This is a genomic window from Streptomyces gamaensis (assembly GCF_042656465.1).
Taxonomy (GTDB): Bacteria; Actinomycetota; Actinomycetes; order Streptomycetales; family Streptomycetaceae; genus Streptomyces; species Streptomyces gamaensis.
This window is the reverse complement of record NZ_JBHSPB010000004.1, coordinates 377,699-400,597: the sequence shown is the minus strand read 5'-3', so window position 1 is coordinate 400,597 and position 22,899 is coordinate 377,699. Positions and strand designations below refer to the sequence as shown.

The 22,899-nt window shown below is 72.2% G+C and carries 16 protein-coding genes; 11 read left to right on the top strand and 5 right to left on the bottom strand.

Annotation, left to right across the window (positions count from 1 at the left end):
* Positions 1-232: 232 nt before the first annotated feature.
* From ACFP1Z_RS09060 to ACFP1Z_RS09040, 5 genes are all read left to right on the top strand, one after another.
* Positions 233-1,168: a hypothetical protein gene (locus ACFP1Z_RS09060; RefSeq protein WP_390315409.1), complete on the top strand. Its 936-nt coding sequence runs from the start codon at positions 233-235 to the stop codon at positions 1,166-1,168.
* Positions 1,169-1,303: 135 nt separating this feature from the next.
* Positions 1,304-3,481 (top strand): potassium-transporting ATPase subunit KdpB, encoded by a 2,178-nt coding sequence (gene kdpB, locus ACFP1Z_RS09055; RefSeq protein ID WP_390315408.1) that lies wholly within the window; start codon positions 1,304-1,306, stop codon positions 3,479-3,481.
* A 133-nt stretch (positions 3,482-3,614) separates the two neighbouring features.
* The gene (locus ACFP1Z_RS09050; protein ID WP_390315407.1) at positions 3,615-7,526 is read left to right on the top strand and encodes an ABC transporter ATP-binding protein; all 3,912 of its coding nucleotides are present in this window, start codon (positions 3,615-3,617) and stop codon (positions 7,524-7,526) included.
* A gap of 33 nt (positions 7,527-7,559) precedes the next feature.
* Positions 7,560-8,534, top strand: a complete 975-nt coding sequence (locus ACFP1Z_RS09045) for an NADP-dependent oxidoreductase (RefSeq protein ID WP_390315406.1) — start codon at positions 7,560-7,562, stop codon at positions 8,532-8,534.
* 131 nt (positions 8,535-8,665) lie between these two features.
* Positions 8,666-10,099, top strand: coding sequence for a S28 family serine protease (locus ACFP1Z_RS09040; protein ID WP_390315405.1), 1,434 nt, complete (start codon positions 8,666-8,668; stop codon positions 10,097-10,099).
* Between the two features lie 2 nt (positions 10,100-10,101).
* Here the strand turns inward: ACFP1Z_RS09040 and ACFP1Z_RS09035 are convergent, their stop codons facing one another.
* The 3 genes from ACFP1Z_RS09035 to ACFP1Z_RS09025 form a co-directional block, all read right to left on the bottom strand.
* Positions 10,102-10,728 (bottom strand): hypothetical protein, encoded by a 627-nt coding sequence (locus ACFP1Z_RS09035; RefSeq protein ID WP_390315404.1) that lies wholly within the window; start codon positions 10,726-10,728, stop codon positions 10,102-10,104.
* A 356-nt stretch (positions 10,729-11,084) separates the two neighbouring features.
* Positions 11,085-11,705, bottom strand: coding sequence for a TetR/AcrR family transcriptional regulator (locus tag ACFP1Z_RS09030; RefSeq protein WP_390315403.1), 621 nt, complete (start codon positions 11,703-11,705; stop codon positions 11,085-11,087).
* Between the two features lie 72 nt (positions 11,706-11,777).
* On the bottom strand, positions 11,778-12,617 hold the full coding sequence (locus tag ACFP1Z_RS09025) for a sugar phosphate isomerase/epimerase family protein (RefSeq protein WP_390315402.1): 840 nt from the start codon (positions 12,615-12,617) through the stop codon (positions 11,778-11,780).
* Between the two features lie 107 nt (positions 12,618-12,724).
* On the opposite strand from ACFP1Z_RS09025, the gene ACFP1Z_RS09020 reads away from it, so the two are divergent.
* The 5 genes from ACFP1Z_RS09020 (at position 12,725) to ACFP1Z_RS09000 (ending at position 19,865) form a co-directional block, all read left to right on the top strand.
* Positions 12,725-13,849 (top strand): Gfo/Idh/MocA family protein, encoded by a 1,125-nt coding sequence (locus tag ACFP1Z_RS09020; protein ID WP_390315546.1) that lies wholly within the window; start codon positions 12,725-12,727, stop codon positions 13,847-13,849.
* Entirely contained in the window at positions 13,846-15,003 is a 1,158-nt protein-coding gene (locus ACFP1Z_RS09015; RefSeq protein ID WP_390315401.1) for a dihydrodipicolinate synthase family protein, read from the top strand. Before ACFP1Z_RS09020 ends, ACFP1Z_RS09015 begins: the two co-directional genes overlap by 4 nt.
* Positions 15,000-15,908 carry a sugar phosphate isomerase/epimerase family protein gene (locus tag ACFP1Z_RS09010; protein WP_390315400.1) on the top strand — a complete coding sequence of 303 codons (909 nt, stop codon included), beginning with the start codon at positions 15,000-15,002 and terminating at the stop codon, positions 15,906-15,908. Before ACFP1Z_RS09015 ends, ACFP1Z_RS09010 begins: the two co-directional genes overlap by 4 nt.
* A gap of 248 nt (positions 15,909-16,156) precedes the next feature.
* Positions 16,157-18,367 carry an SF1B family DNA helicase RecD2 gene (gene recD2 / locus ACFP1Z_RS09005; protein ID WP_390315399.1) on the top strand — a complete coding sequence of 737 codons (2,211 nt, stop codon included), beginning with the start codon at positions 16,157-16,159 and terminating at the stop codon, positions 18,365-18,367.
* A gap of 211 nt (positions 18,368-18,578) precedes the next feature.
* Positions 18,579-19,865 (top strand): citrate synthase, encoded by a 1,287-nt coding sequence (locus ACFP1Z_RS09000; RefSeq protein WP_390315398.1) that lies wholly within the window; start codon positions 18,579-18,581, stop codon positions 19,863-19,865.
* 486 nt (positions 19,866-20,351) lie between these two features.
* On the opposite strand, the gene ACFP1Z_RS08995 is transcribed toward ACFP1Z_RS09000, so the two are convergent.
* Both ACFP1Z_RS08995 and ACFP1Z_RS08990 read right to left on the bottom strand, forming a co-directional pair.
* Positions 20,352-20,588, bottom strand: coding sequence for a heavy-metal-associated domain-containing protein (locus ACFP1Z_RS08995; protein WP_390315397.1), 237 nt, complete (start codon positions 20,586-20,588; stop codon positions 20,352-20,354).
* 215 nt (positions 20,589-20,803) lie between these two features.
* The gene (locus ACFP1Z_RS08990; RefSeq protein WP_390315396.1) at positions 20,804-21,010 is read right to left on the bottom strand and encodes a helix-turn-helix transcriptional regulator; all 207 of its coding nucleotides are present in this window, start codon (positions 21,008-21,010) and stop codon (positions 20,804-20,806) included.
* A gap of 356 nt (positions 21,011-21,366) precedes the next feature.
* On the opposite strand from ACFP1Z_RS08990, the gene ACFP1Z_RS08985 reads away from it, so the two are divergent.
* Positions 21,367-22,860 carry a CoA-acylating methylmalonate-semialdehyde dehydrogenase gene (locus tag ACFP1Z_RS08985; RefSeq protein ID WP_390315545.1) on the top strand — a complete coding sequence of 498 codons (1,494 nt, stop codon included), beginning with the start codon at positions 21,367-21,369 and terminating at the stop codon, positions 22,858-22,860.
* The last annotated feature ends 39 nt before the right edge of the window (positions 22,861-22,899 follow it).

Genomic DNA, 22,899 nt, shown 5'->3' with positions numbered 1-22,899 from the left:
CCCCCGCGCGAGCGCGGGCAACGCGCGCGTAGCGTACGCGCATCCACGCGCACAACGCGCGTCTACCACACCCGAGTTGACTTCCGCCAATCCGCCGTAACGGCCCATGCGCGCCGTGTAACGTGCGCAGCAACAAGCAACCCCCGCGGGTGCGCAATCACCACACGGGGGTCTCACCCTCAAGATCGCTGAGGTCGATCCGATGGCTGCTGCCCAGCTTAGCGCTATCCCTATGGCTCCTGCCGGATACGGCAAGCATTCGGCCCCCGAGCAGCCCCCGCTGCGTGCCGACACCTTCGCCCACCTGCCCGCGCGCGAGGCCAGTCTCGCGATGTACATCGAGCGGCTGCCCGAAGGCGCCGCGATGGGCATCAAGGACCTGGCGGGGACCACCGTCTACGGGCAGATGGCGGTGTCCACCAGCTTGAAGTACCTCGAAGACGCAGGGCACTTGCGGCGCAAGCGCCGGACCGTGGGCGAGAACCGGCCGCAGTGGGTTTGGCTCACGTACTGGTCCCGGGTGCCCCGCAGTGACGCCTGGTGGGACGCCCTCCTCGGCGGGGACACCCCCGCAGCGCCGCCGGACGAGCCGCCCCCGCACGAGCCGACCCCTGCCGTCCCCGAAGCCCACGCACCCGTACCGGCGGAGCCGGAGCCGCACCCCACCCCCACCCCGCCACCCCCCTCCCGCGCCTACGCCGTCCTCGCTCAACTCGGCCGTGCCGACCACCGGATGACGCTCTCCGCCGCCGACTGCGCCGAGCTCGCGCCCCTCGCCGAGGAATGGTTCAGACGTGATGTGACCGGACCTCAGCTCATCACCGTCCTCACGTCCGGGCTCCCGGACCTCGTCCACTCCGCGGTCGACTTCGCCCGCCGCCGCCTCATCCGCAAACTCCCGCCCGCCCCGGCCCGTACCCCCGAAACCCTGGCCCAGCCCACCGCCCCCACACCCCGCCGCATGGCCGAATGCCGACGCCCCCAATGCCGCCGCCCCGGCCCCCCGGAAGCCTTCCGTGACGGCCTCTGCCGTGAATGCCGCGGGGACACCACCCGACCCCACGAGTCCGGGACAACGGCGACAGACGAACACGTACGCGCCTGTATCGCCGACCTGCGCACCACCATCCGCAGCCATCGCGGCGCACTCCGTCCCGCCTTCACGTAAGGGGCCGCGTCAAAGCCCCGTCAACCCGCCCCCTCCCCACGACAAGGCCCCGTAAGGAACCGCATCCCCCGTATTCCGGCCACGGTTGGCTGTGGCGGTCGTCCCTCACCCCCCGTACCGTCGAAGGCCCCGCAGATGCTGCACCTCGCCCCCGAGGCACCTCGGGCACCGCAGGCACCCCAACAGCAGGACGTCACTCCTCAGCCGGACCCCGGCCCGCCGGGCCGTCGGCACCGGCACCGCCGGGTCGCGGCAGGCGTGCTCGAACCCCGGCAGCTCGTCGCGGCCCTCCCGGAGGCGGTCCGCAAACTGCACCCCAGGGTCATGGTCAAGCATCCGGTGCTGTTCGTGGTCGAGGTCGGATCCGTCCTCACCACGTTCTCCGCCGTCGTCTCGCCGTCCGTCTTCACCTGGCTGATCAGCGTCTGGCTGTGGCTGACGGTGGTCTTCGCGAACCTCGCCGAGGCCGTCGCGGAAGGGCGCGGCAAGGCGCAGGCGGAGTCGCTGCGCCGGACCCGGGCGACGATCGTCGCGCGCAGGCTGCGTACGTGGCGGGTGGGGATCGACCGGCGGGACTGGGTGGAGGAGCGGGTTCCCTCCGGGGAACTACGGCCGTACGACTTCGTCGTGGTGGAGGCGGGGGAGGTGATCCCCGGGGACGGCGAGGTCGTCGAAGGGGTCGCGGCCGTCGACGAGTCGGCTGTCACGGGCGAGTCCGCGCCGGTCATCCGCGAGGCGGGCAGCGACTGTTCGGGGGTGACGGGCGGAACGGCCGTACTGTCCGACCGGATCGTCGTGCGGATTACGTCTCGCGCCGGACACACCTTCCTCGACCGGATGATCGCCTTGGTCGAGGGGACGAGCCGGCAGAAGACACCCAACGAGCTCGCCCTGAACATCCTGTTGGCCTCGCTCACCGTCATCTTCATGCTCGCGGTGGTCTCGCTGCAGCCGATGGCGGAATGGGCGGGCGCCCCGCAGACGATCACGGTGCTGGTGGCGCTGCTGGTGACGCTGATCCCGACGACGATCGGGGCACTGCTGTCCGCGATCGGCATCGCGGGCATGGACCGGCTCGTGCAGCGCAACGTCCTCGCCCTGTCCGGACGGGCCGTAGAGGCGGCCGGGGACGTGGGCACGCTGCTGCTCGACAAGACCGGCACCATCACCCTCGGCAACCGGCAGGCCGTCGACTTCGTCCCCGTCAAGGGGGTCTCCCGCGAAGTACTCGCGGACGCCGCCCAGTTGTCCTCACTGGCCGACGAGACGCCCGAGGGCCGTTCCGTCGTAGTCCTCGCGAAGGACAAGTACGGACTGCGGGAACGAGCCCAAGGGGAGTTGCAGCAGGCGCGGTTCGTGCCCTTCAGCGCGCGTTCCCGCATGAGCGGCGTCGACTTCGCCTGGCAGGGCGGCGTCTGCCGTATCCGCAAGGGCGCGGGCAACGCGGTCGTCCAGTGGGTGACCCAGTGCGGCGGGAGCGTGCCCGACGACGCGCACTGGATCGTCGACTCCATCGCGGCGGGCGGCGGTACCCCGCTGCTCGTCGCGGTCCAGGACGGCACCGGTACGCGCGTGCTCGGCGCCGTCCATCTCAAGGACGTCGTCAAGCCCGGCATCGCCGAACGCTTCGCCGCCCTGCGCGCGATGGGCATCAAGACCGTCATGGTCACCGGCGACAACGCGCTCACCGCGAAGGCCATCGCCGCCGAGGCGGGCGTCGACGCGTTCATGGCCGAGGCCACCCCCGAGCACAAGCTCGCCCGGATCCGCGAGGAGCAGGCGGGCGGCAATCTCGTCGCGATGACCGGCGACGGCACCAACGACGCGCCCGCGCTCGCCCAGGCCGACGTCGGCGTCGCGATGAACACCGGCACCTCCGCCGCCAAGGAGGCCGGGAACATGGTCGACCTGGACTCCAGCCCCACCAAACTCCTCGACATCGTCGAGGTCGGCAAACAGCTGCTCATCACCCGGGGCGCGCTCACCACCTTCTCCATCTGCAACGACGTCGCCAAGTACTTCGCGATCGTGCCCGCCATGTTCGGCGGCGTCGACGGCTACCGGGGCCTGGAGAAACTCAACATCATGGGCCTGCACAGCCCCACCACCGCCATCGCCTCCGCGATCGTCTTCAACGCGCTGATCATCGTCGCGCTGATCCCGCTCGCGCTGCGCGGCGTGCGCTACGTGCCCGCCTCCGCGCACGCGCTGTTGCGGCGCAACCTCGGACTGTACGGGCTGGGCGGGCTGATCGCGCCGTTCCTCGGCATCAAGGCCATCGACCTGCTGATCCAGTACATCCCCGGGATCTGATCCCGGCCTCCCTTCGCCTCCCCTCGTTGCCACCGCGTGGCAGCGGGATAGCAGCGGGATGAAAACCGCAGCCCAGGACGTTGCCACCCCCGGCAGACCACACACACGCACAGCAGAGACGGGGGAGGTCCGGGTGGCGACAGGGACTCGGGGGACGGCGGGGCAGGGGTGGGCCCGGCGGCTCGCCCGCTACTGCTGGCGATACCGCGGAGCGGTACTCATCGCGCTCGCCTCGTCGCTCGGCGGCATGGCGGTACAGGCGCTCGTCCCCCTCATACCCAAGCTGATCATCGATGACGTGATCGGCGCCCACGAGCGCCCCCTCGCCCCCTGGGCGACCCTCCTGATCGCCGCCGCGGCCGCCGTCTACGGGCTGACGTACCTGCGCCGCTACTACGGCGGCCGCCTCGCCCTCGACGTGCAGCACGACCTGCGCACCGAGATGTACGCGGCGATCGCCCGGCTCGACGGCAGACGCCAGGACGAACTGTCCACCGGGCAGGTCGTCGGCCGCGCCACCAGCGACCTCCAGCTGATCCAGGGCCTGCTGTTCATGCTCCCGATGATGATCGGCAACATCCTGCTGTTCCTCATCTCGCTGGCCGTGATGGCCGCCCTCTCCCCGCTGCTCACCCTCGTCGCCCTCGCGGTCGCGCCCGCGCTGTGGTTCCTCGCCAACCGCAGCCGCACCCGCCTCTACCCGGCGACCTGGTACGCCCAGCAGCAGGCCGCGGCCGTCGCAGGCGTCGTCGACGGCGCCGTCACGGGCGTACGCGTCGTCAAGGGCTTCGGACAGGAGGAGCAGGAAGCGGGCAAACTCCGCGAGGCCGGACGGAAACTGTTCGCCGGGCGGCTGCGCACCGTACGCCTGAACTCCCGCTACACACCCGCCCTGCAGGCCGTCCCCGCGCTCGGCCAGGTCGCGATGCTCGCGCTCGGCGGCTGGATGGCCACCCGCGGACAGATCACCCTCGGCACGTTCGTCGCCTTCTCCACCTACCTCGCGCAGCTCGTCGGACCCGTCCGCATGCTCGCCATGATCCTCACCGTGGGGCAGCAGGCCCGCGCCGGCGTCGAGCGCGTCCTCGAACTCGTCGACACCGAACCCTTCGTCAGCGAACGGCCCGACGCCCACGAACTGCCCGCCGACGCGCCCGCGACCGTCGAGTTCGACGACGTGACCTTCGGCTACGACAGCGAACGCCCCGTCCTCGACGGCTTCTCGCTGCGGATCGAGGCCGGCGAGACCGTCGCCGTCGTCGGCACCTCCGGCAGCGGCAAGTCCACCGTCTCCCTGCTGCTGCCCCGCTTCTACGACGTGACCGGCGGCGCGGTACGCGTCGGCGGCCACGACGTGCGCGACCTCACCCTCGCCTCGCTGCGCGCCGCGATCGGGCTCGTGCCCGAGGACAGCTTCCTGTTCTCCGACAGCGTCCGCGACAACATCGCCTACGGGGCACCCGGCGCCACCGACGAGCAGATCCGCGCCGCCGCGCGCGCCGCCCAGGCCGACGGCTTCATCAGCGCGCTGCCCGACGGCTACGACACCACGGTCGGCGAACAGGGCCTGACCCTCTCCGGCGGGCAGCGCCAGCGCATCGCCCTCGCCCGCGCGATCCTCTCCGACCCGCGCCTGCTGCTCCTCGACGACGCGACCTCCGCCGTCGACGCCCGCGTCGAGCACGAGATCCACGAGGCGCTGCGCGGCGTCATGGCGGGCCGTACGACCCTGCTCATCGCCCACCGCGCGTCCACGCTCGCCCTGGCCGACCGGATCGCCGTACTGGACGCGGGCCGGCTCGTGGACATCGGCACGGCCGAGGAACTCCAGGAACGCTGCCCGCTGTACCGGCGGCTGCTCACGGACCCCGAGGAACTGGGCCGCGCGGCCGCACCGGGGGCGGAAACGGACTACGTCCTGGGGGAGGGGGCGGACTACGCCCCGGGTACGACCTACACAGCCGGCGCCGGAGTCCGTCCCGCGACGGACGCCTCCCCCGCCCGTAAGACCGCGGAGTCCGTCGTCGTACGGACCGCCGAAACCGCCGCCCTCGCTGGCCACTTCAGCGACAGCGCCGCCCCCGGACCCGCCGGAACAGGCACCCGCCCCGAGGGGCGGCAGCGCGGACCCGTCGACGGCGTCACCCCCGCCCTGTGGCAGCGCAAGGACACCCCCGGGCCCTCGGCGCACCACCCCGGCGACGGCCCCGCCTCCGAGGAACTGCTGGCCGCCGTCGCCGCCCTGCCGCCGGCCGACGACACCCCCGACGTCGACGAGGACCGGGCCGCGCACTCCGAAGCCTCCTACGGGCTGCGGCAGTTGCTGCGCGGCTTCAGGGCACCGCTGCTCGTGAGCCTGCTGCTCGTGGCCGTCGACGCGGTCGCCGGCCTGCTGCTGCCCGTCCTGATCCGGCACGGCATCGACCAGGGCGTCGAACGGCTCGCGCTCGGCGCGGTGTGGGCGGCCTCCGGACTGGCCCTGCTCGTCGTGCTCGGCCAGTGGGCCGCCCAGGCCGGCGAGACCCGGCTGACCGGCCGCACCGGCGAACGCATTCTGTACGCGCTGCGCATGAAGATCTTCGGGCAGTTGCAGCGGCTCGGCCTGGACTACTACGAGCGCGAACTCACCGGCAAGATCATGACCCGGATGACGACGGACGTCGACGCGCTCAGCTCCTTCCTGCAGACCGGACTGGTCACCGCCGTCGTCTCCGTCCTCACCTTCTTCGGCATACTCGTCGCCCTGCTCGTCCTCGACACCGAGCTGGCCCTCGTCGTCTTCGCGACGCTGCCGCTGCTGGTGATCGGCACGGTGGTGTTCCGGCGGCGGAGCGTCAAGGCGTACGAACTCGCCCGCGAGCGCGTCGGCCTGGTCAACGCCGACCTCCAGGAGAGCGTGGCGGGGCTGCGGATCGTCCAGGCGTTCCGCCGGGAGACCTCGGGCGCGGCCCGCTTCGGCGAGCGCAGCGCCGGCTACCGCGCGGCCCGTATCCGCGGCCAGTGGCTGATCTCGGTGTACTTCCCGTTCGTGCAACTGCTGTCGTCCGTCGCGGCAGCGGCCGTACTGATCGTGGGCGCGGGCCGGGTGGACGACGGCACGCTGACAGCGGGCGCGCTGGTGGCCTACCTGCTGTACATCGACCTGTTCTTCGCGCCCGTCCAGCAGCTCTCCCAGGTCTTCGACGGCTACCAGCAGGCCACCGTCGCGCTCGGCCGCGTCCAGGAGCTGCTGCGCGAGCCGACGACGACCCCGGTCGCCGAGCGGCCGCGTGCCGTCGGCGAGTTGCGCGGCGAGGTCGTCTTCGACGACGTGCGCTTCCGCTACGCGGGTGCCGAGGACGACAAGCCGGACGCCCTGGCCGGGGTGTCGCTGACGGTCCCCGCCGGGCAGACCGTCGCGTTCGTCGGCGAGACCGGCGCGGGCAAGTCCACGCTCGTCAAGCTCGTCGCCCGCTTCTACGACCCGGTCGCGGGCGCCGTCCGCGTCGACGGGCACGACCTGCGCGAGGTGGACCCCACCGGCTACCGGCGCCGCCTGGGCGTCGTCCCCCAGGAGCCCTACCTCTTCCCCGGCACCGTGCGCGACGCCATCGCCTACGGACGCCCCGACGCCACCGACGCGGAGGTCGAGGCCGCCGCGCGGGCCGTCGGCGCGCACGGCATGATCGCCACGCTCGACGGCGGCTATCTGCACCCCGTCACCGAACGCGGCCGCAACCTCTCAGCGGGACAACGGCAGTTGCTCGCCCTGGCCCGCGCCGAACTCGTCGACCCCGACATCCTGCTGCTGGACGAGGCCACCGCCGCCCTCGACCTGGCCACCGAGGCCCTGGTCAACGAGGCCACGCGGCGGCTGTCCGGCCGGCGCACCACGCTCGTCGTCGCGCACCGGCTGACCACGGCCGCCCGCGCCGACCGCGTCGTCGTCATGGACCACGGCCGTGTCGTCGAGGACGGCACCCACGCCGAACTGCTGGCCCTGGACGGGCGGTACGCGCGGCTGTGGCGTACGTTCACGGGGGAGTTCGAACCGAGCGTCGCCTGAGCGGCGGGCGCGCGGACGCGTATCTTCACGGGCATGAGCACCGCGCAGCCCGCCGTACCGCGCATGAAGGCCGTCGTGATGGAACGCCACGGCGGGCCCGGCGTGCTGCGGTACACCGACGTGGCACGGCCCGTGCCGGGACCCTGCGAGGTCCTGGTACGGGTGCGCGCGGCCGGCGTCAACCCCGTGGACGTCAAGACCCGCGCGGGCGAAGGCGTTGCCGCGCTGCTGGGGCCGCCGCCGTACGTCCTGGGCTGGGACGTCTCCGGCGTCGTCGAGGAGACCGGCTTCGGCGTGACGGGACTGCGGTCCGGGGAAGAGGTGTACGGCATGCCGCGCTTCCCCGGCCCGGCCGGCGCGTACGCCCAGTACGTGACCGCGCCCTCCCGGCACTTCGCCCGCAAACCCGCCTCCCTCACCCACACCCGGGCGGCCGGGCTGCCGCTCGCCGGGCTCACCACCTGGCAGACCCTCGTCGACCTCGCCGAACTGCGGGCCGGACAGCGGGTACTGGTCCACGCGGCGGGCGGCGGCGTCGGGCACCTGGCCGTACAGCTCGCCAAGTCCCGCGGCGCGTACGTCATCGGCACCTGCGGGCCCGTCAAGGCGGGCTTCGTGCAGTCGCTGGGCGCCGACGAGACCGTCGACTACACCGCTGTGCGATTCGAGGACGTCGTACGGGACATGGACCTCGTCGTCGACCTGGTCGGCGACAAGGAACACCAGCGGCGCTCCCTGCGGACGCTGCGGCCCGGCGGACTGCTCGTCGCCGTGCCCTCCGGTGTCGACGAGGACGTAGTCCGCGAGGCGGAGGAACGCGGTCTGCGGACGGCGGCGGTGCTCGTCGAGCCGGACCGTGCCGGGCTCGACGCCCTCACCGACCTTGTGGAATCAGGGCGGTTGCGCGTCGAGATCGACGTGGCCCTGCCGCTCGCCGAGGCCGCGAAGGCGCACGAACTGGTCGAGACGGGCCGTACCCGGGGCAAGGTCGTGCTGACCGTCGACTAGCGGCCCAAAGCACCGTCCGGACGCGGCGCGCGGCGCCGATTCGCCTGCGCTTCCCGGAAGTTGGCTCTGGCGTGGCGTCCTCGACCCCCTATAGGTTCACGGCGACCTGTGCGAACCCAAGGGGAGGGCGTATGCGCAAGGCTCTCAGATGGCTGCTGGCACTGGTGGTGCTCCTGGGCGCCGTCGGTGTCAGCGGCACGGCGACGGCGGCACCCGCCGCGGCCCCCACCGAACCCGACATCAAGGAACGCATCCTGAGGATCCCCGGGATGAGTTTCGTCGAGGAGAAGCCCTACGAGGGCTACCGCTACCTCGTACTGACCTACACGCAGCCCGTCGACCACCGGCACCCGAAGGCCGGCACCTTCCAGCAGCGCTTCACCGTGCTGCACAAGTCCACCGACCGGCCCACGGTGTTCTTCACCTCCGGCTACAACGTCTCCACCAACCCCGGCCGCAGCGAGCCGACCCGCATCGTCGACGGCAACCAGGTCTCCATGGAGTACCGCTTCTTCACCCCGTCACGGCCGCAGCCCGCCGACTGGTCCAAGCTCGACATCTGGCAGGCCGCCAACGACCAGCACCGCCTCTACCAGGCCCTCAAACCCGTCTACGGGAAGAACTGGCTCGCCACCGGCGGCAGCAAGGGCGGCATGACCGCCACCTACTACCGGCGCTTCTTCCCCGACGACATGAATGGCACGGTCGCCTACGTCGCCCCCAACGAACTCCACAACGGCGACACCGAGCCCTACGACGAGTTCTTCGCGAACGTCGGCGACGCGGCCTGCCGCAAGCAACTCGACTCCGTGCAGCGGGAAGCACTCGTGCGGCGCGACGAGATCGTCGACCGCTACGAGCAGTGGGCCGACGCCAACGGCAAGACCTTCGACGTCGTCGGCAGCGCCGACAAGGCGTACGAGAACGTCGTGCTCGACCTCGTGTGGTCCTTCTGGCAGTACCACCTGCAGAGCGAGTGCGCCTCCGTGCCCGCGACCGACGCCTCCACCGATGAGCTCTACAAGTTCATCGACACCGTCTCCGGCTTCGACGGCTACACCGACCAGGGGCTCGCCCGGTTCACGCCGTACTACTACCAGGCGGGCACCGAACTCGGCGCGCCCACCTTCGACACCCCGCACCTGAGGGGCCTGCTGCGCTACCCCGGCATCTACACGCCGCGCTCCTACGTGCCGCGCGACATCCCCATGACCTTCAAGCGCGGCGTCATGGCCGACATCGACCGCTGGGTGCGCCAGGACAGCAAGCGGATGCTGTTCGTCTACGGGCAGAACGACCCGTGGGGCACCGAACCCTTCCGGCTCGGCCGGGGCGCCGAGCAGCGTGAGGACTACCGGTTCTGGGCGCCCGGCGGCAACCACAGCTCGAACATCTCCCAACTCGTCGCCGACGAACGGGCCAAGGCCACCGCCGAGGTCCTCCAGTGGGCCGGAGTCGCTCCCGCGGCCGTCGCCAAGGACGCCTCGCGCGCCGAGCCGCTCGCGCCCTTCGACGCGAAGCTGGACCGGCCGGCCGTCGAGAAGCAGCAGAGCCTGCGCCCGTAGGCTCATTGAAGGCGGCGGGCGCACCCGATGGGTGTCCCGCCGCCGACGTGCACATACAGATCGGTCTCCGGCGGGCACTCGGCGCGCCCCTCGACCTCGCGCGTGATCTTGTACTGCGGCGCGCGCGGCCCCGAGCCGTCGCAGGCCGTCTCCCGCACCAGGCCGCCCGGCTCGGTGGCGACGCAGTCGCCGGTCACCGTCAGCGGGCCGCCGCCCATGCCCGGGTCCCCCGGATGCGGCGGCCGCAGATTGCGCAGACACGCGTAGCCCTCACGGGCATGCGCCTCCCCCGTGATCCCCAGCACGAAGTCGGTGGGCTCCGGGCAGCGCGGGCCGCGCGACTCGGGCCCGGAGTAGCGGGCGAGGACCCGCGCCGAGGCCCGCGCGTCCGCGCAGTCGACCTGGAACCAGGAGCCGCCACCGCTCATCGCGCAGGTGTCCCGGTCCAGAAAGATCCCGGTGCCGCCCGTCCGGTCCGCCGCCGTGCTCGTCCGCGCCGCACCCGGCTCCGCCCCGGCCGCCCTGCCGGGAACGATCCGCTGCAACGGATGGCAGCCGACGAGCGGCACGGCACAGCCGAACACCACCGCCAGCGCGAACAGCACAGCAGGCAGCGCGCGTTGCCGCATGAACTCCCCCGTAGCCTCGCAACCCCACGGCTCCCCGAGCCCCGTGCGTACGGGTGTGGCTTCCCGCGGCCACCGAGCCTCAGACGTGCGTGTGGGGGTGCGCGGTGGGCGCGCGGCGAGGGGTGCGCGCCGCGAATTCAAGCCCGTCCGGCGTTTGAGGACCGGGGTCTGGGGCGGAGCCCCAGTTTCGGGAAGGGGCGGGGTGGGGAAGGCCCGCCGCAGGCGCCCCCGACCCGCACCCGGAAACGCACCCGGCAACGCACCCGGCAACGCACCCGGAAACGCACCCGGAAACGCACCCGGCAACGCACCCGGAAACGCACCCGGAAACGCACCCGGCAACACCCCCGCACCGCCTACCTCGCCCCCCGCCTCCTACCCAACCGCGCCGGCAACCGCCGCGTCAGAAATCGCACCCGCGGCGCCACCCGCCGAGCCATCGCGAACACCGACTCCGTCCGCGACCGATCCGCATCCAGCACCGCGAACAGATTCACGCCCAGATAGAACGTGATGGCCGCGTTCGCCAGATCGCGCGGCGGCGTCAGCCGCCCCAGCGGCGTGCCCCCGATGACGCGTTCCAGGATCTGCTCGATGAAGTCGATCCACGGCTCGGCCCGCACCCGGATCTCCTCGCGCAGCTCCGGCTTGGCGACCGCCGCCGCCACGAGTTCGGAGAACAGCGTCAGATGCCCGGCCTCCAGGTCGTGCCGGTAGATCGTCGTGCCGGCCGCGACCAGCTCCTCCAGGGTGCGTACGTCGGCGACCGCGTCGGCGAGCACTTCCATCCGCTCGGCGGACGAGCGGTCCAGTGCCGCGAACAGCAGCTGGTCGACCCCGCCGAAGTGGTAGAAGACGAGGGCCGAATTGACGCCCGCCTCCTTGGCGATGGTCCGCGCGCTGGACTTGGCGTACCCCTGCGTCCTCAGCACGGTGCCCGCCGCGCCGATCAGCCGTTCCTTGGTGTCCACCGTCATGTCCGTGCGCCCTCTCGCCAGGGCTGCATCATACGGTTCGGGCAGTGGCGCAAATCGAGCGGTCGGCAGTGGTCAGAACGGTCCGCCGGACGGTCCTCCGCGCGGCGGGCCGGCGGGCTGCGCGCCGTCCGCCAGGGCCCGCAGGAACTGCCTCCCGGCAGCGGACAGTTCGCGGAAACCGGCCGCCCGCGGATACCACCGCTTCTCGTACTCCCAGCACAGCCACCCGTCCCAGCCGGCCGCCGCGAGGACGTCCACGCACGCGTCGAGCGGCAGTACGCCCGCGCCCAGCGGCACCGGGTCGAGCAGCCGGGCGGAGGCCACGTCCTTGACCTGGACGTAGCCCAGGTGCGGGGCGAGCACGGGCAGGCTCACGGCCGGTTCCTCGCCGCCCAGCCACGTGTGCAGGACGTCCCACAGGGCGCCGATGTGCGCGTGCCCCACGGGGCCCAGGACGCGGGCCGCGTCGGCCGCCGTGCGGTGCGAGTCGTGGGTCTCCAGCAGGACGCGCACGCCCAGGTCGGCGGCGAGCGGCGCGACGGCCCCCAGACGGCGTGCGGCCACCGCGTCGGCCTCGGGCGCGGGCCGGGTGCCGCCGCCGGGGAAGACCCGCGCGTAGGTCGCGCCCAGGTCGTGCGCGAGCCGCACCAGGGCGTCCAGTTCGCGCAGCACGGGCCCGTCCTCGCCGGGGGCGGCGACGCGTACATATCCGGCCACGGCGAACAGCTCGACCCCGGCCCGCGTGAACTCTCCCCGCGCGGCCGCCCGTTCCTCCGGCGGGGAGCCGGGGTGCACCGGCTCCTCGGGGTGGGCCCGCAGCTCGACCCCCTCCCAGCCGTCCGTACGGGCCAGCCGGGCCACCTCCGCGAGGGGCATCCCGGGCACACCGAGGGTGGAGAACGCCAATTTCATGCCCGGACGGGTTCCCCGGCATCCGCGCGGAAATGCTTCCGCTACGGCAGAAGGGGGTCACCGTGGGGGCGACCGGCGGCGCGGGCACGAGAACCATCGGTATCGCCATGAACGGCGTCACCGGGCGCATGGGCCACCACCAGCACCTCGTGGGCTCGGTCCTCGCCCTGCGCGCGCGGGGCGGCATCGACGCCGGTGACGGCACCGTGCTGTGGCCGGAACCCGTCCTCGTCGGCCGCGACGCGCGGCGGCTGCGGGCCCTCGCCGAGCGGTACGGCATCGACCGCTGGACCACCGACCTGGACGCCGCCCTCGCCGAACCGGACGTCAGCGTCTACTTCGACGCGCAGACCACCGCGGCCCGCGAGAGCGCGCTGCACAGGGCCATCGCGGCGGGCAAGCACGTCTACTGCGAGAAACCGGTCGCCGGGGACGTCGGCGGCGCGCTCGCCCTCTACCACGCCGCCCGGCAGGCGGGCGTCAAGCACGGCGTCGTCCAGGACAAGCTCTTCCTCCCCGGCATCCGCAAACTCAAGCGGCTGCTGGACGGCGGCTTCTTCGGCCGCGTGCTGTCCGTGCGCGGCGAGTTCGGCTACTGGGTCTTCGAGGGCGACTGGCAGCCCGCCCAGCGGCCCTCGTGGAACTACCGCGAGGAGGACGGCGGCGGCATCACCGCCGACATGTTCCCGCACTGGGAGTACCTGCTGCGTGAACTCTTCGGCCCCGTACGGTCCGTACAGGCGCACCTGGCCACCCACATCCCGCGCCGCTGGGACGAGAACGGCATGCCCTACAGGGCGACGGCCGACGACGCCGTCTACGCGGTCATGGAGCTGGAGGGCGGCGTCGTCGCCCAGTTCAACTCCTCCTGGACGGTGCGGGTGCACCGGGACGAACTGCTGGAGCTCCAGGTCGACGGGACCGAGGGCTCGGCCGTGGCCGGGCTGCGGCACTGCCGCGTCCAGCACCGCTCGTGCACGCCCAAACCGGTGTGGGATCCCGACCGGGCCGCCGCGGGCGACTTCCGTGCCGCCTGGCAAGAGGTCCCGGACAACGGGGAGTTCGACGGTGCCTTCCTCGCGCAGTGGGAACTCTTCCTGCGCCACGTCGCCATGGACGGACCCTGGCGCTTCGGCCTGGACGCGGGCGCGCGCGGGGTGCACCTGGGCCTGCTGGCCCGGATGTCCGCGCAGGACGGCCGCAGGCTCCACTGGGGGGAGCTCGCGCCGTGATCCGGCTGCCCGACGCCTCCGGGGCCCTGCGCCCGTACACGCCGCGCGGGCGGCCGCTCGCCCTCGCCCCGTCCGCCGAACCGTTCGTCTCCCGCCGGGTGTACGCGGCCGCGCACGTCGTCGCCGACCCCTTCGGGGACACCACGCCCGGCGCCCCCGCCGCGCTCGACTGGGACGCCACCCTCGCCTTCCGCCGGCACCTGTGGGCGCACGGGCTCGGGGTCGCCGAGGCGATGGACACCGCGCAGCGCGGCGCGGGCCTGGACCCCCGCACCGCCGCCGGGCTGATCCGGCGCACCGCCGCCGAGGCGCGGGCCGTGGGCGGCGCCCTGGTGTGCGGGGCCGGCACCGACCAGCTTGCGGCGCCGTACGGCACGCTCAAGGACGTCACGGCCGCCTACGCCGAACAGCTCGCCGCCGTCGAGGCCGTGGGCGCCCGCGCGGTCGTCCTGGGCTCGCGTGCCCTGGCCGCGCTCGCCCGCGACGCCGACGACTACCGCACGGTCTACGGCACGTTGCTGCGGCAGACGTCCGCACCGGTGATCCTGCACTGGCTGGGCGAGATGTTCGACCCGGCCCTGGCCGGCTACTGGGGCAGCACCGACCCCGACGCGGCGGCGGACATCCTGCTCGGCATCGTCGCCGAGCACCCGGGGAAGGTCGAGGGGGTCAAGGTCTCCCTGCTGGACGCCCGCCGGGAGACGGCACTGCGCCGCCGGCTGCCCGCCGGTGTGCGCTGCTACACGGGCGACGACTTCCACTACCCGCAGCTCGTCGCAGGGGACGCCGACGGCCACAGCGACGCCCTCCTCGGTGTCCTCGACCCGCTGGGGCCGCTCGCCGCGCACGCCGTACGGGCGCTGGACGCCGGTGACCGGCGGCGCTTCCGGGCCCTGCTGGACCCCACCGTCGCGCTCGCCCGGCACCTGTTCGCACCGCCCACGCACGCCTACAAGACCGGCATCGTGCTGCTGGCCTGGCTCGCGGGCCACCAGGAGCACTTCACGATGGTGGGCGGCGCGCACGCCGCGCGCTCCCTGCCGCACCTGGCGCGCGCCTACGAACTGGCCGACGGGCTCGGCCTGTTCCCCGACCCCGAACGCGCGGAGGAACGCATGGCACGGCTGCTGGCGGTGCACGGGGTCCTGCCATGAGTTCTTCAACCTCCTCGATGGTGAAGGACCTTGATGATTTCGCTCTGAATCAGCAGACCGTGCGGCAGTGGTCGCTGCCCCGGCTCGCGGCCGGCTGCGCGGCAGCCGGGGTGCGCCATGTCGGGCTGTGGCGCGAGCCCGTGCGCGCGTACGGGCTCCGGGCGACGGCCCGGCTGCTGCGGCAGTACGGGCTGTCCGTCAGCAGCCTGTGCCGGGGCGGCTTCCTGACCGCGCCGGGAGCCGCGGCCCGTACGGCCGCGCTCGACGAGAACCGGGCGGCCGTCGACGAGGCCGCCGCCCTGGGCGCCGGAGTCCTGGTGATCGTCGCGGGCGGACTGCCGTCCGGCTGCCGGGACCTGGCCGCCGCGCGTCGCCGCGTCACCGACGCGCTCGCCGAACTCGTCCCGTACGCCCGCGCGCACGGTGTCCGTCTCGCGGTGGAACCGCTGCACCCTATGTACGCCTCCGACCGCTGCGTGGTCTCCACCCTGTGCCAAGCCCTCGACATCGCCGAGCAGTTCACCGCCGACGCGGTCGGTGTCGTGGTCGACACCTACCACCTGTGGTGGGACGACACGGTCGCCGCCCAGCTCGCGCGCGCCGGGCAGGGCGGGCGCGTCGCGCTCTTCCAACTCGCCGACTGGGTCACCCCGCTGCCCGACGGCGTGCTCGTCGGCCGGGGGCAGCTCGGCGACGGCTGCGTGGACCTGCGCTGGTTCCGCCACCGGGTCGCGGCCGCCGGCTACCGGGGCCCGGCCGAGGTGGAGATCTTCAACTCGCGGCTGTGGTCGCGCGACGGGGGAGAGGTGCTCGCCGAGGTGCTGAACCGTTACCGACGGTATGTGCTGGCTCCACGGGGTGTCGACGACGGACCGCCCACACCCCCGAAATCGTACAAGGGGTAACGGATGGATAACTCCTTGAAAGGGCTGCAACCCTCCGGCCGCCCTGGGGGTCGTATCAGGCACGGGCTTCCCGGGGAGGGATCCGGGGGGATCGGGGAAGCCGTCACAGGGGGGAAGCCGGAGGGGCCCGCAGTCGGACGCGGGCCCCTCCGATGTGTCCGGCCCCAGTGCCCCTCCGATGTGCCCGACTGATGTGCACGACCGATGTGCCCGACCCCGGTGTCCGACCCCGGCGGTACTGTCGGGCCATGCAGTGGGCAGTGGTCGAAGGCGTGCTGGAGCGCATCACTTACGCCAATGAGGAGAACGGCTACACCGTCGCCCGTGTCGACACCGGGCGCGGCAGCGGCGACCTCCTGACGGTGGTCGGCTCCCTGCTCGGCGCGCAGCCGGGCGAGTCGCTGCGTCTGGAGGGCCGTTGGGGCTCCCACCCGCAGTACGGACGGCAGTTCACGGTGGAGAACTACACCACCGTGCTGCCCGCGACGGTCCAGGGCATCCGCCGCTACCTCGGCTCCGGCCTGATCAAGGGTATCGGCCCGCGCATCGCCGACCGCATCACCGAGCACTTCGGCACCGACACCCTCGACGTCATCGAGAAGGAGCCCGGACGGCTCATCGAGGTCCCCGGCCTCGGCCCGAAGCGGACCAGGATGATCGGCGCCGCCTGGGAGGAGCAGAAGGCCATCAAGGAGGTCATGGTCTTCCTCCAGGGGGTGGGCGTGTCCACCTCCATCGCGGTGCGCATCTACAAGCAGTACGGCGACGCCTCGATCTCCGTCGTGCGCAACCAGCCCTACCGGCTCGCCGCCGACGTGTGGGGCATCGGCTTCCTGACGGCCGACCGCATCGCCCAGTCCGTCGGCATCCCCCACGACAGCCCCGAGCGCGTCAAGGCCGGTCTGGAGTACGCCCTGTCGCAGTCCGCCGACCAGGGGCACTGCTATCTGCCCGAGGAGCGGCTCATCGCGGACGGCGTCAAACTCCTCCAGGTCGACACGGGGCTCGTCATCGACTGCCTCGCCGGACTCGCCGCCGACGGCGAGGACAGCGCCCGCGTCGTGCGCGAGAGCGTGCCCGGCCCCGACGGCGGAGAGAGCGTCACCGCCGTCTACCTCGTCCCCTTCCACCGGGCCGAACTCTCCCTGGCCGGACAGCTGTCGAGACTCCTGCGCGCCGAGGAGGACCGCCTGTCGGCCTTCCAGGGCGTCGACTGGGACAAGGCGCTGTCCTGGCTCGCCGGCCGCACCGGGGCCGAACTCGCCCCCGAGCAGCGCCAGGCCGTCCAGCTGGCCCTGACGCGGAAGGTCGCCGTGCTCACCGGCGGCCCCGGCTGCGGCAAGTCCTTCACCGTGCGCTCCGTCGTCGAACTGGCCCGCGCCAAAGGGGCGAAGGTCGTGCTCGCCGCGCCCACCGGGCGCGCCGCCAAACGCCTCGCCGAGCTCACCGGCGCCGAAGCCTCCACCGTGCACCGCCTGTTGGAGCTCAAGCCCGGCGGAGACGCCGCCTACGACCGCGACCGCCCCCTGGACGCCGACCTGGTCGTCGTCGACGAGGCGTCCATGCTCGACCTGCTGCTGGCCAACAAGCTCGCCAAGGCCGTCGCCCCGGGCGCGCACCTGCTGTTCGTCGGTGACGTCGACCAACTCCCCTCCGTCGGCGCGGGAGAGGTCCTGCGCGACCTCCTCGCACCCGGCAGCCCCGTCCCGGCCGTACGGCTCACCACGATCTTCCGGCAGGCGCAGCAGTCCGGCGTGGTCACCAACGCCCACCGCATCAACTCCGGTGTCCCGCCCGTCACGTCCGGCCTCGCCGACTTCTTCCTCTTCGCGGAGGAGGACGCCGAGGAGGCCGGACGGCTCACCGTGGATGTCACGGCCCGCCGCATCCCCGCCCGGTTCGGGCTCGACCCGCGCCGCGACATCCAGGTCCTCGCCCCCATGCACCGCGGCCCCGCCGGCGCCGGAACCCTCAACGGCCTGCTCCAGCAGGCCATCACACCCGCCCGCCCCGGCCTCGCCGAACGCCGCTTCGGCGGGCGGATCTTCCGCGTCGGCGACAAGGTCACCCAGATCCGTAACAACTACGAAAAGGGTGCGAACGGGGTCTTCAATGGCACCGTCGGCATCGTCACCGGCCTCGACGACATCGAGCAGACCCTGACCGTGCGCACCGACGAGGACGAGGACGTGACGTACGACTTCACCGAACTCGACGAGCTCGCCCACGCCTACGCGGTGACGATCCATCGGTCGCAGGGCAGCGAGTATCCGGCGGTGGTGATCCCGGTCACCACGAGCGCCTGGACCATGCTCCAGCGCAACCTGCTGTACACCGCCGTCACCCGCGCCAGGAAGCTCGTGGTCCTCGTCGGTTCCCGCAGGGCGCTCGGCCAGGCCGTCCGCACGGTCTCGGCGGGCCGCCGGCACACGGCCCTGGACCACCGGCTCGCCCGATAGCTCCCGGAAGGCCGGAAAGGTCCGAGGTGGCGTTCGTCTCTCAACGGTTTACCAACTCGGGCGAAGGGGGCAGTATGGCCAGGCTGGCGGCACTCAGTGCCGTCTTTAGGCCCTATGGCCGACCCCGAGTGCACGGTCATCGTCCAAATGGGGGAAGGTAGGGGTAGTCAGGGCACCTCGAAGAAGAGGCACAACGTCGGTGAGGGATGACGTGAGCGAGAACTCTGTAGTACTGCGGTACGGGGACGGCGAGTACAGCTACCCGGTGGTCGACAGCAGTGTCGGCGACAAGGGCTTCGACATCGGCAAGCTCCGTGCCCAGACCGGTCTGGTGACCCTGGACTCCGGCTACGGCAACACCGCCGCCTACAAATCCGCGATCACCTATCTCGACGGTGAGCGGGGCATCCTGCGCTACCGGGGCTACCCGATCGAGCAGCTCGCCGAGCGCAGCACGTTCCTGGAAGTGGCCTTCCTGCTCATCAACGGCGAGCTGCCGACGGCCGAGGAGCTGGCCGCCTTCAAGGGCGAGATCACCCAGCACACGCTGCTGCACGAGGACGTCAAGCGCTTCTACGACGGCTTCCCGCGCGACGCCCACCCGATGGCCATGCTGTCGTCCGTGGTCAGCGCGCTGTCGACGTTCTACCAGGACAGCCACAACCCGTTCGACGACCAGCAGCGCCACCTGTCCACGATCCGGCTGCTCGCCAAGCTGCCGACGATCGCGGCCTACGCCTACAAGAAGTCCGTCGGCCAGCCGGTGGTCTACCCGCGCAACGACCTCGGCTACGTCGAGAACTTCCTGCGCATGACCTTCGCGGTGCCGGCCGCCGACTACGAGCTCGACCCGGTGGTGGTCAGCGCCCTGGACAAGCTGCTGATCCTGCACGCCGACCACGAGCAGAACTGCTCCACCTCGACCGTGCGCCTGGTCGGTTCCTCGCAGGCGAACATGTTCGCCTCCATCTCCGCGGGCATCAGCGCCCTGTGGGGCCCGCTGCACGGCGGCGCCAACCAGGCGGTGCTGGAGATGCTGGAGGGCATCAAGGACAGCGGCAGCGACGTCGACTCCTTCATCCGCAAGGTGAAGAACAAGGAGGACGGCGTCCGCCTGATGGGCTTCGGCCACCGCGTCTACAAGAGCTTCGACCCCCGGGCGAAGATCATCAAGGCGGCGGCGCACGACGTCCTCTCCGCGCTCGGCAAGTCCGACGAGCTGCTGGACATCGCGCTGAAGCTGGAGGAACACGCGCTCTCCGACGACTACTTCGTCTCGCGCAACCTCTACCCGAACGTCGACTTCTACACCGGCCTGATCTACCGGGCCATGGGCTTCCCGACCGAGATGTTCACCGTGCTCTTCGCGATCGGCCGGCTTCCCGGCTGGATCGCCCAGTGGCACGAGATGATCAAGGACCCGGGCTCCCGCATCGGCCGCCCGCGCCAGATCTACACCGGTATCGATCTGCGCGACCTGCCCGCCGACCGCGGCTGACCCGCCCCGGCAAGCACAGTGCCCCGCCTCCCCGTCGCAGACAGGGGAGGCGGGGCACTGCCGTGCCTCGGTACGGAAGGCGACGCGGGTACGGAAGGCGACACGAGTACGGAAGAAGACGCGGTACGAAAGAAGGCGCCCCGAATCCGATCCCCCCACGGGTCGGAGCGGGGCGCCTTCGCATCCCGGTACGGATTCCCCCCACGGGATCCGGCCGGGAGCCTGTGCGGCACCCGGTGCGCGGAGCCGGCGCGATCTGCCGGGACGCGTACGTACGGGAGGGCCGCTCAAAGCTCCCCGGGTACGTGCCCCGGCCACGCGTGGCCGGTACCGTCCCCCAAGACGATCCAGCACTGCCCGGTTAGACCATTGGCCCCCGCAAAGGTTGCGCAGCCCCTGTTGTGATCTAGGTCTCCGGACGGACGCGGCGCCGCCGCGGGCTTCGGGCCCGGGGCGGCGCGGCAGGGATCGGGGGCGTCGGGACGTTCAGACGCGGCCGACGAGTTCGTAGCCCGCCTCGTCCACGGCGGCGCGCACGGCCTCGTCGTCGAGCGGCGCGGTCGCGACCACGGTGACCCGGCCGGTCGAGGCGACGGCCTTGACGGAAGTGACACCCGGGATCGCCGAGACCTCCTCGGCGATCGCGGCCTCGCAGTGGCCGCAGGTCATGCCGGTGACCTGGTAGACGGTGGTGGCGCCGGCGGTGGTGGCCTGGGAGCTCATGCTGTCTCTCCTCGCGGGACGTCGGGTGACACGCCGGTCGGCGTGCCCGTACGGCCGTACGACCGTGCCAACACCTTACCCCCTGGGGGTATTTCCGTGCGGGCGGGCCGGCCGGGTCCGGCACCTCCGGAAACGGCGCGGGGCCCCGGTCCGGAGGTCGTCCGGCCGGGGCCCCGCGGCGGGGTCCTTGTGGCGGGGGAGGAGGGACGGCGCGGTCAGCGCCGGGGGACGCGCCGGGCACGGTTGCCGGGGCGGCGCGCGACCCAGTCGCGGATGGTGTCGGCGAACCAGTAGGGCTTGCCGGCCTCGTTGAGGTCGGGCGGGGGCAGCAGCCCGTGTTTGCGGTAGGAGCGCACGGTATCGGTCTGCACACCGATGTGTGCGGCGATCTCTCTGTAGGACCAGAGTCGACGGTCGGTCATCACTCGCGCCTCTCTGCTGCGCCACGGCGACGGACGACATCCGTCAGGGGGAGCCGGGCGCGGCCGCTGGTGATCACACAGCCTGTTCCCGCTGCACGACGCGCGGTGACCGGTGAGGGGCCGTTGTCGGACGGCTGTGACACACAGGCCGCACGAACGTGACGCCTGTGACGGGGAAGTGACCGTGTAACAAGCGCGCGTACCACCGTGTCGCGCGGGGATGTCCATCCGCAGGGCGAAAGAGCCGACACAGTGCCGGGGGCGTCCCGGGCACACGGCGTGCTGGGATGGGGCGCGGCGCGGACCTCGGCCGCCGTACCGTGGACAGTGACCTCGGGAAAGAGGGGCAGCAGGAGATGAAGACCGTCAACCACTGGATCGACGGCAAGTCCGTCGAGGGCACCTCCGGCACCTACGGGCCGGTGACCGACCCGGCGACCGGGGCGCGGACCACCCGGGTCGCCTTCGCCTCCGTCGAGGAGGTGGACGCGGCCGTCGCCGCCGCCAAGGCGGCCTACGGAACGTGGAGTACGTCCTCACTGGCCAAGCGCACCGCGGTGCTCTTCGCCTACCGGGCGCTGCTGGACGCGCACCGTGAGGAGCTGGCGCGGCTGATCACCGCCGAGCACGGCAAGGTGCACGCCGACGCGCTGGGCGAGGTGGCGCGCGGCCTGGAGATCGTCGAACTCGCCTGCGGGATCCCGGAGAAGCTCAAGGGCGAGCTGTCCACCGAGGTCTCCAGCCGGGTCGACGTCGCCGCGATCCGGCAGCCGCTGGGTGTCGTCGCGGGCATCACGCCGTTCAACTTCCCGGCCATGGTGCCGATGTGGATGTTCCCGCTCGCGATCGCCTGCGGCAACACGTTTGTCCTCAAGCCGAGCGAGAAGGACCCCTCGCCCGCGATCCTGCTGGCCGAACTCGCCCGGCGCGCAGGGCTCCCGGAGGGTGTCCTCAACGTCGTCAACGGCGACAAGGTGGCTGTGGACCGGCTGCTGGAGCACCCGGACGTCGCGGCCGTCTCGTTCGTCGGCTCCACCCCCATCGCCCGGTACATCCACACGACCGCGTCCGCCAACGGCAAGCGGGTGCAGGCGCTGGGCGGTGCCAAGAACCACATGCTCGTGCTGCCCGACGCCGACCTGGACGCGGCCGCCGACGCGGCGGTCTCGGCGGCCTACGGTTCGGCCGGCGAGCGGTGCATGGCGGTCTCGGCGGTCGTGGCGGTCGGCGGCATCGGTGACGAGCTGGTCGCGAAGATCCGCGAGCGCGCCGAGAAGATCAAGATCGGTCCGGGTGACGACCCGGCCTCCGAGATGGGCCCGCTGATCACCCGCGCGCACCGGGACAAGGTCGCCTCCTACGTGCACGGCGCGGCCGCGCAGGGCGCCGAAGTCGTCCTCGACGGCACCGGTTTCACCGTCGCCGGCCACGAGGACGGCCACTGGCTCGGGCTGTCGCTGCTGGACAAGGTGTCCGCCGACGCCGACGCCTACCGTGACGAGATCTTCGGCCCGGTGCTGTGCGTGCTGCGCGCCGACAGCTACGAGGAGGCCGTCGAGCTGATCAACTCCTCGCCGTGGGGCAACGGCACCGCGATCTTCACGCGGGACGGCGGCGCGGCCCGCCGCTTCCAGCTGGAGGTACAGGCGGGCATGGTGGGCGTCAACGTGCCCATCCCCGTTCCCGTCGGCTACCACTCCTTCGGCGGCTGGAAGGACTCCCTCTTCGGCGACCACCACGTCTACGGCAACGACGGCGTGCACTTCTACACCCGCGGCAAGGTGATCACCACCCGCTGGCCCGACCCCGAGGACCGGGGCGTGGACCTGGGCTTCCCCAGCCACCGCTGACCCGGCCGGCCCCGCCGTCACAGGCCCCGCCCCGGACCC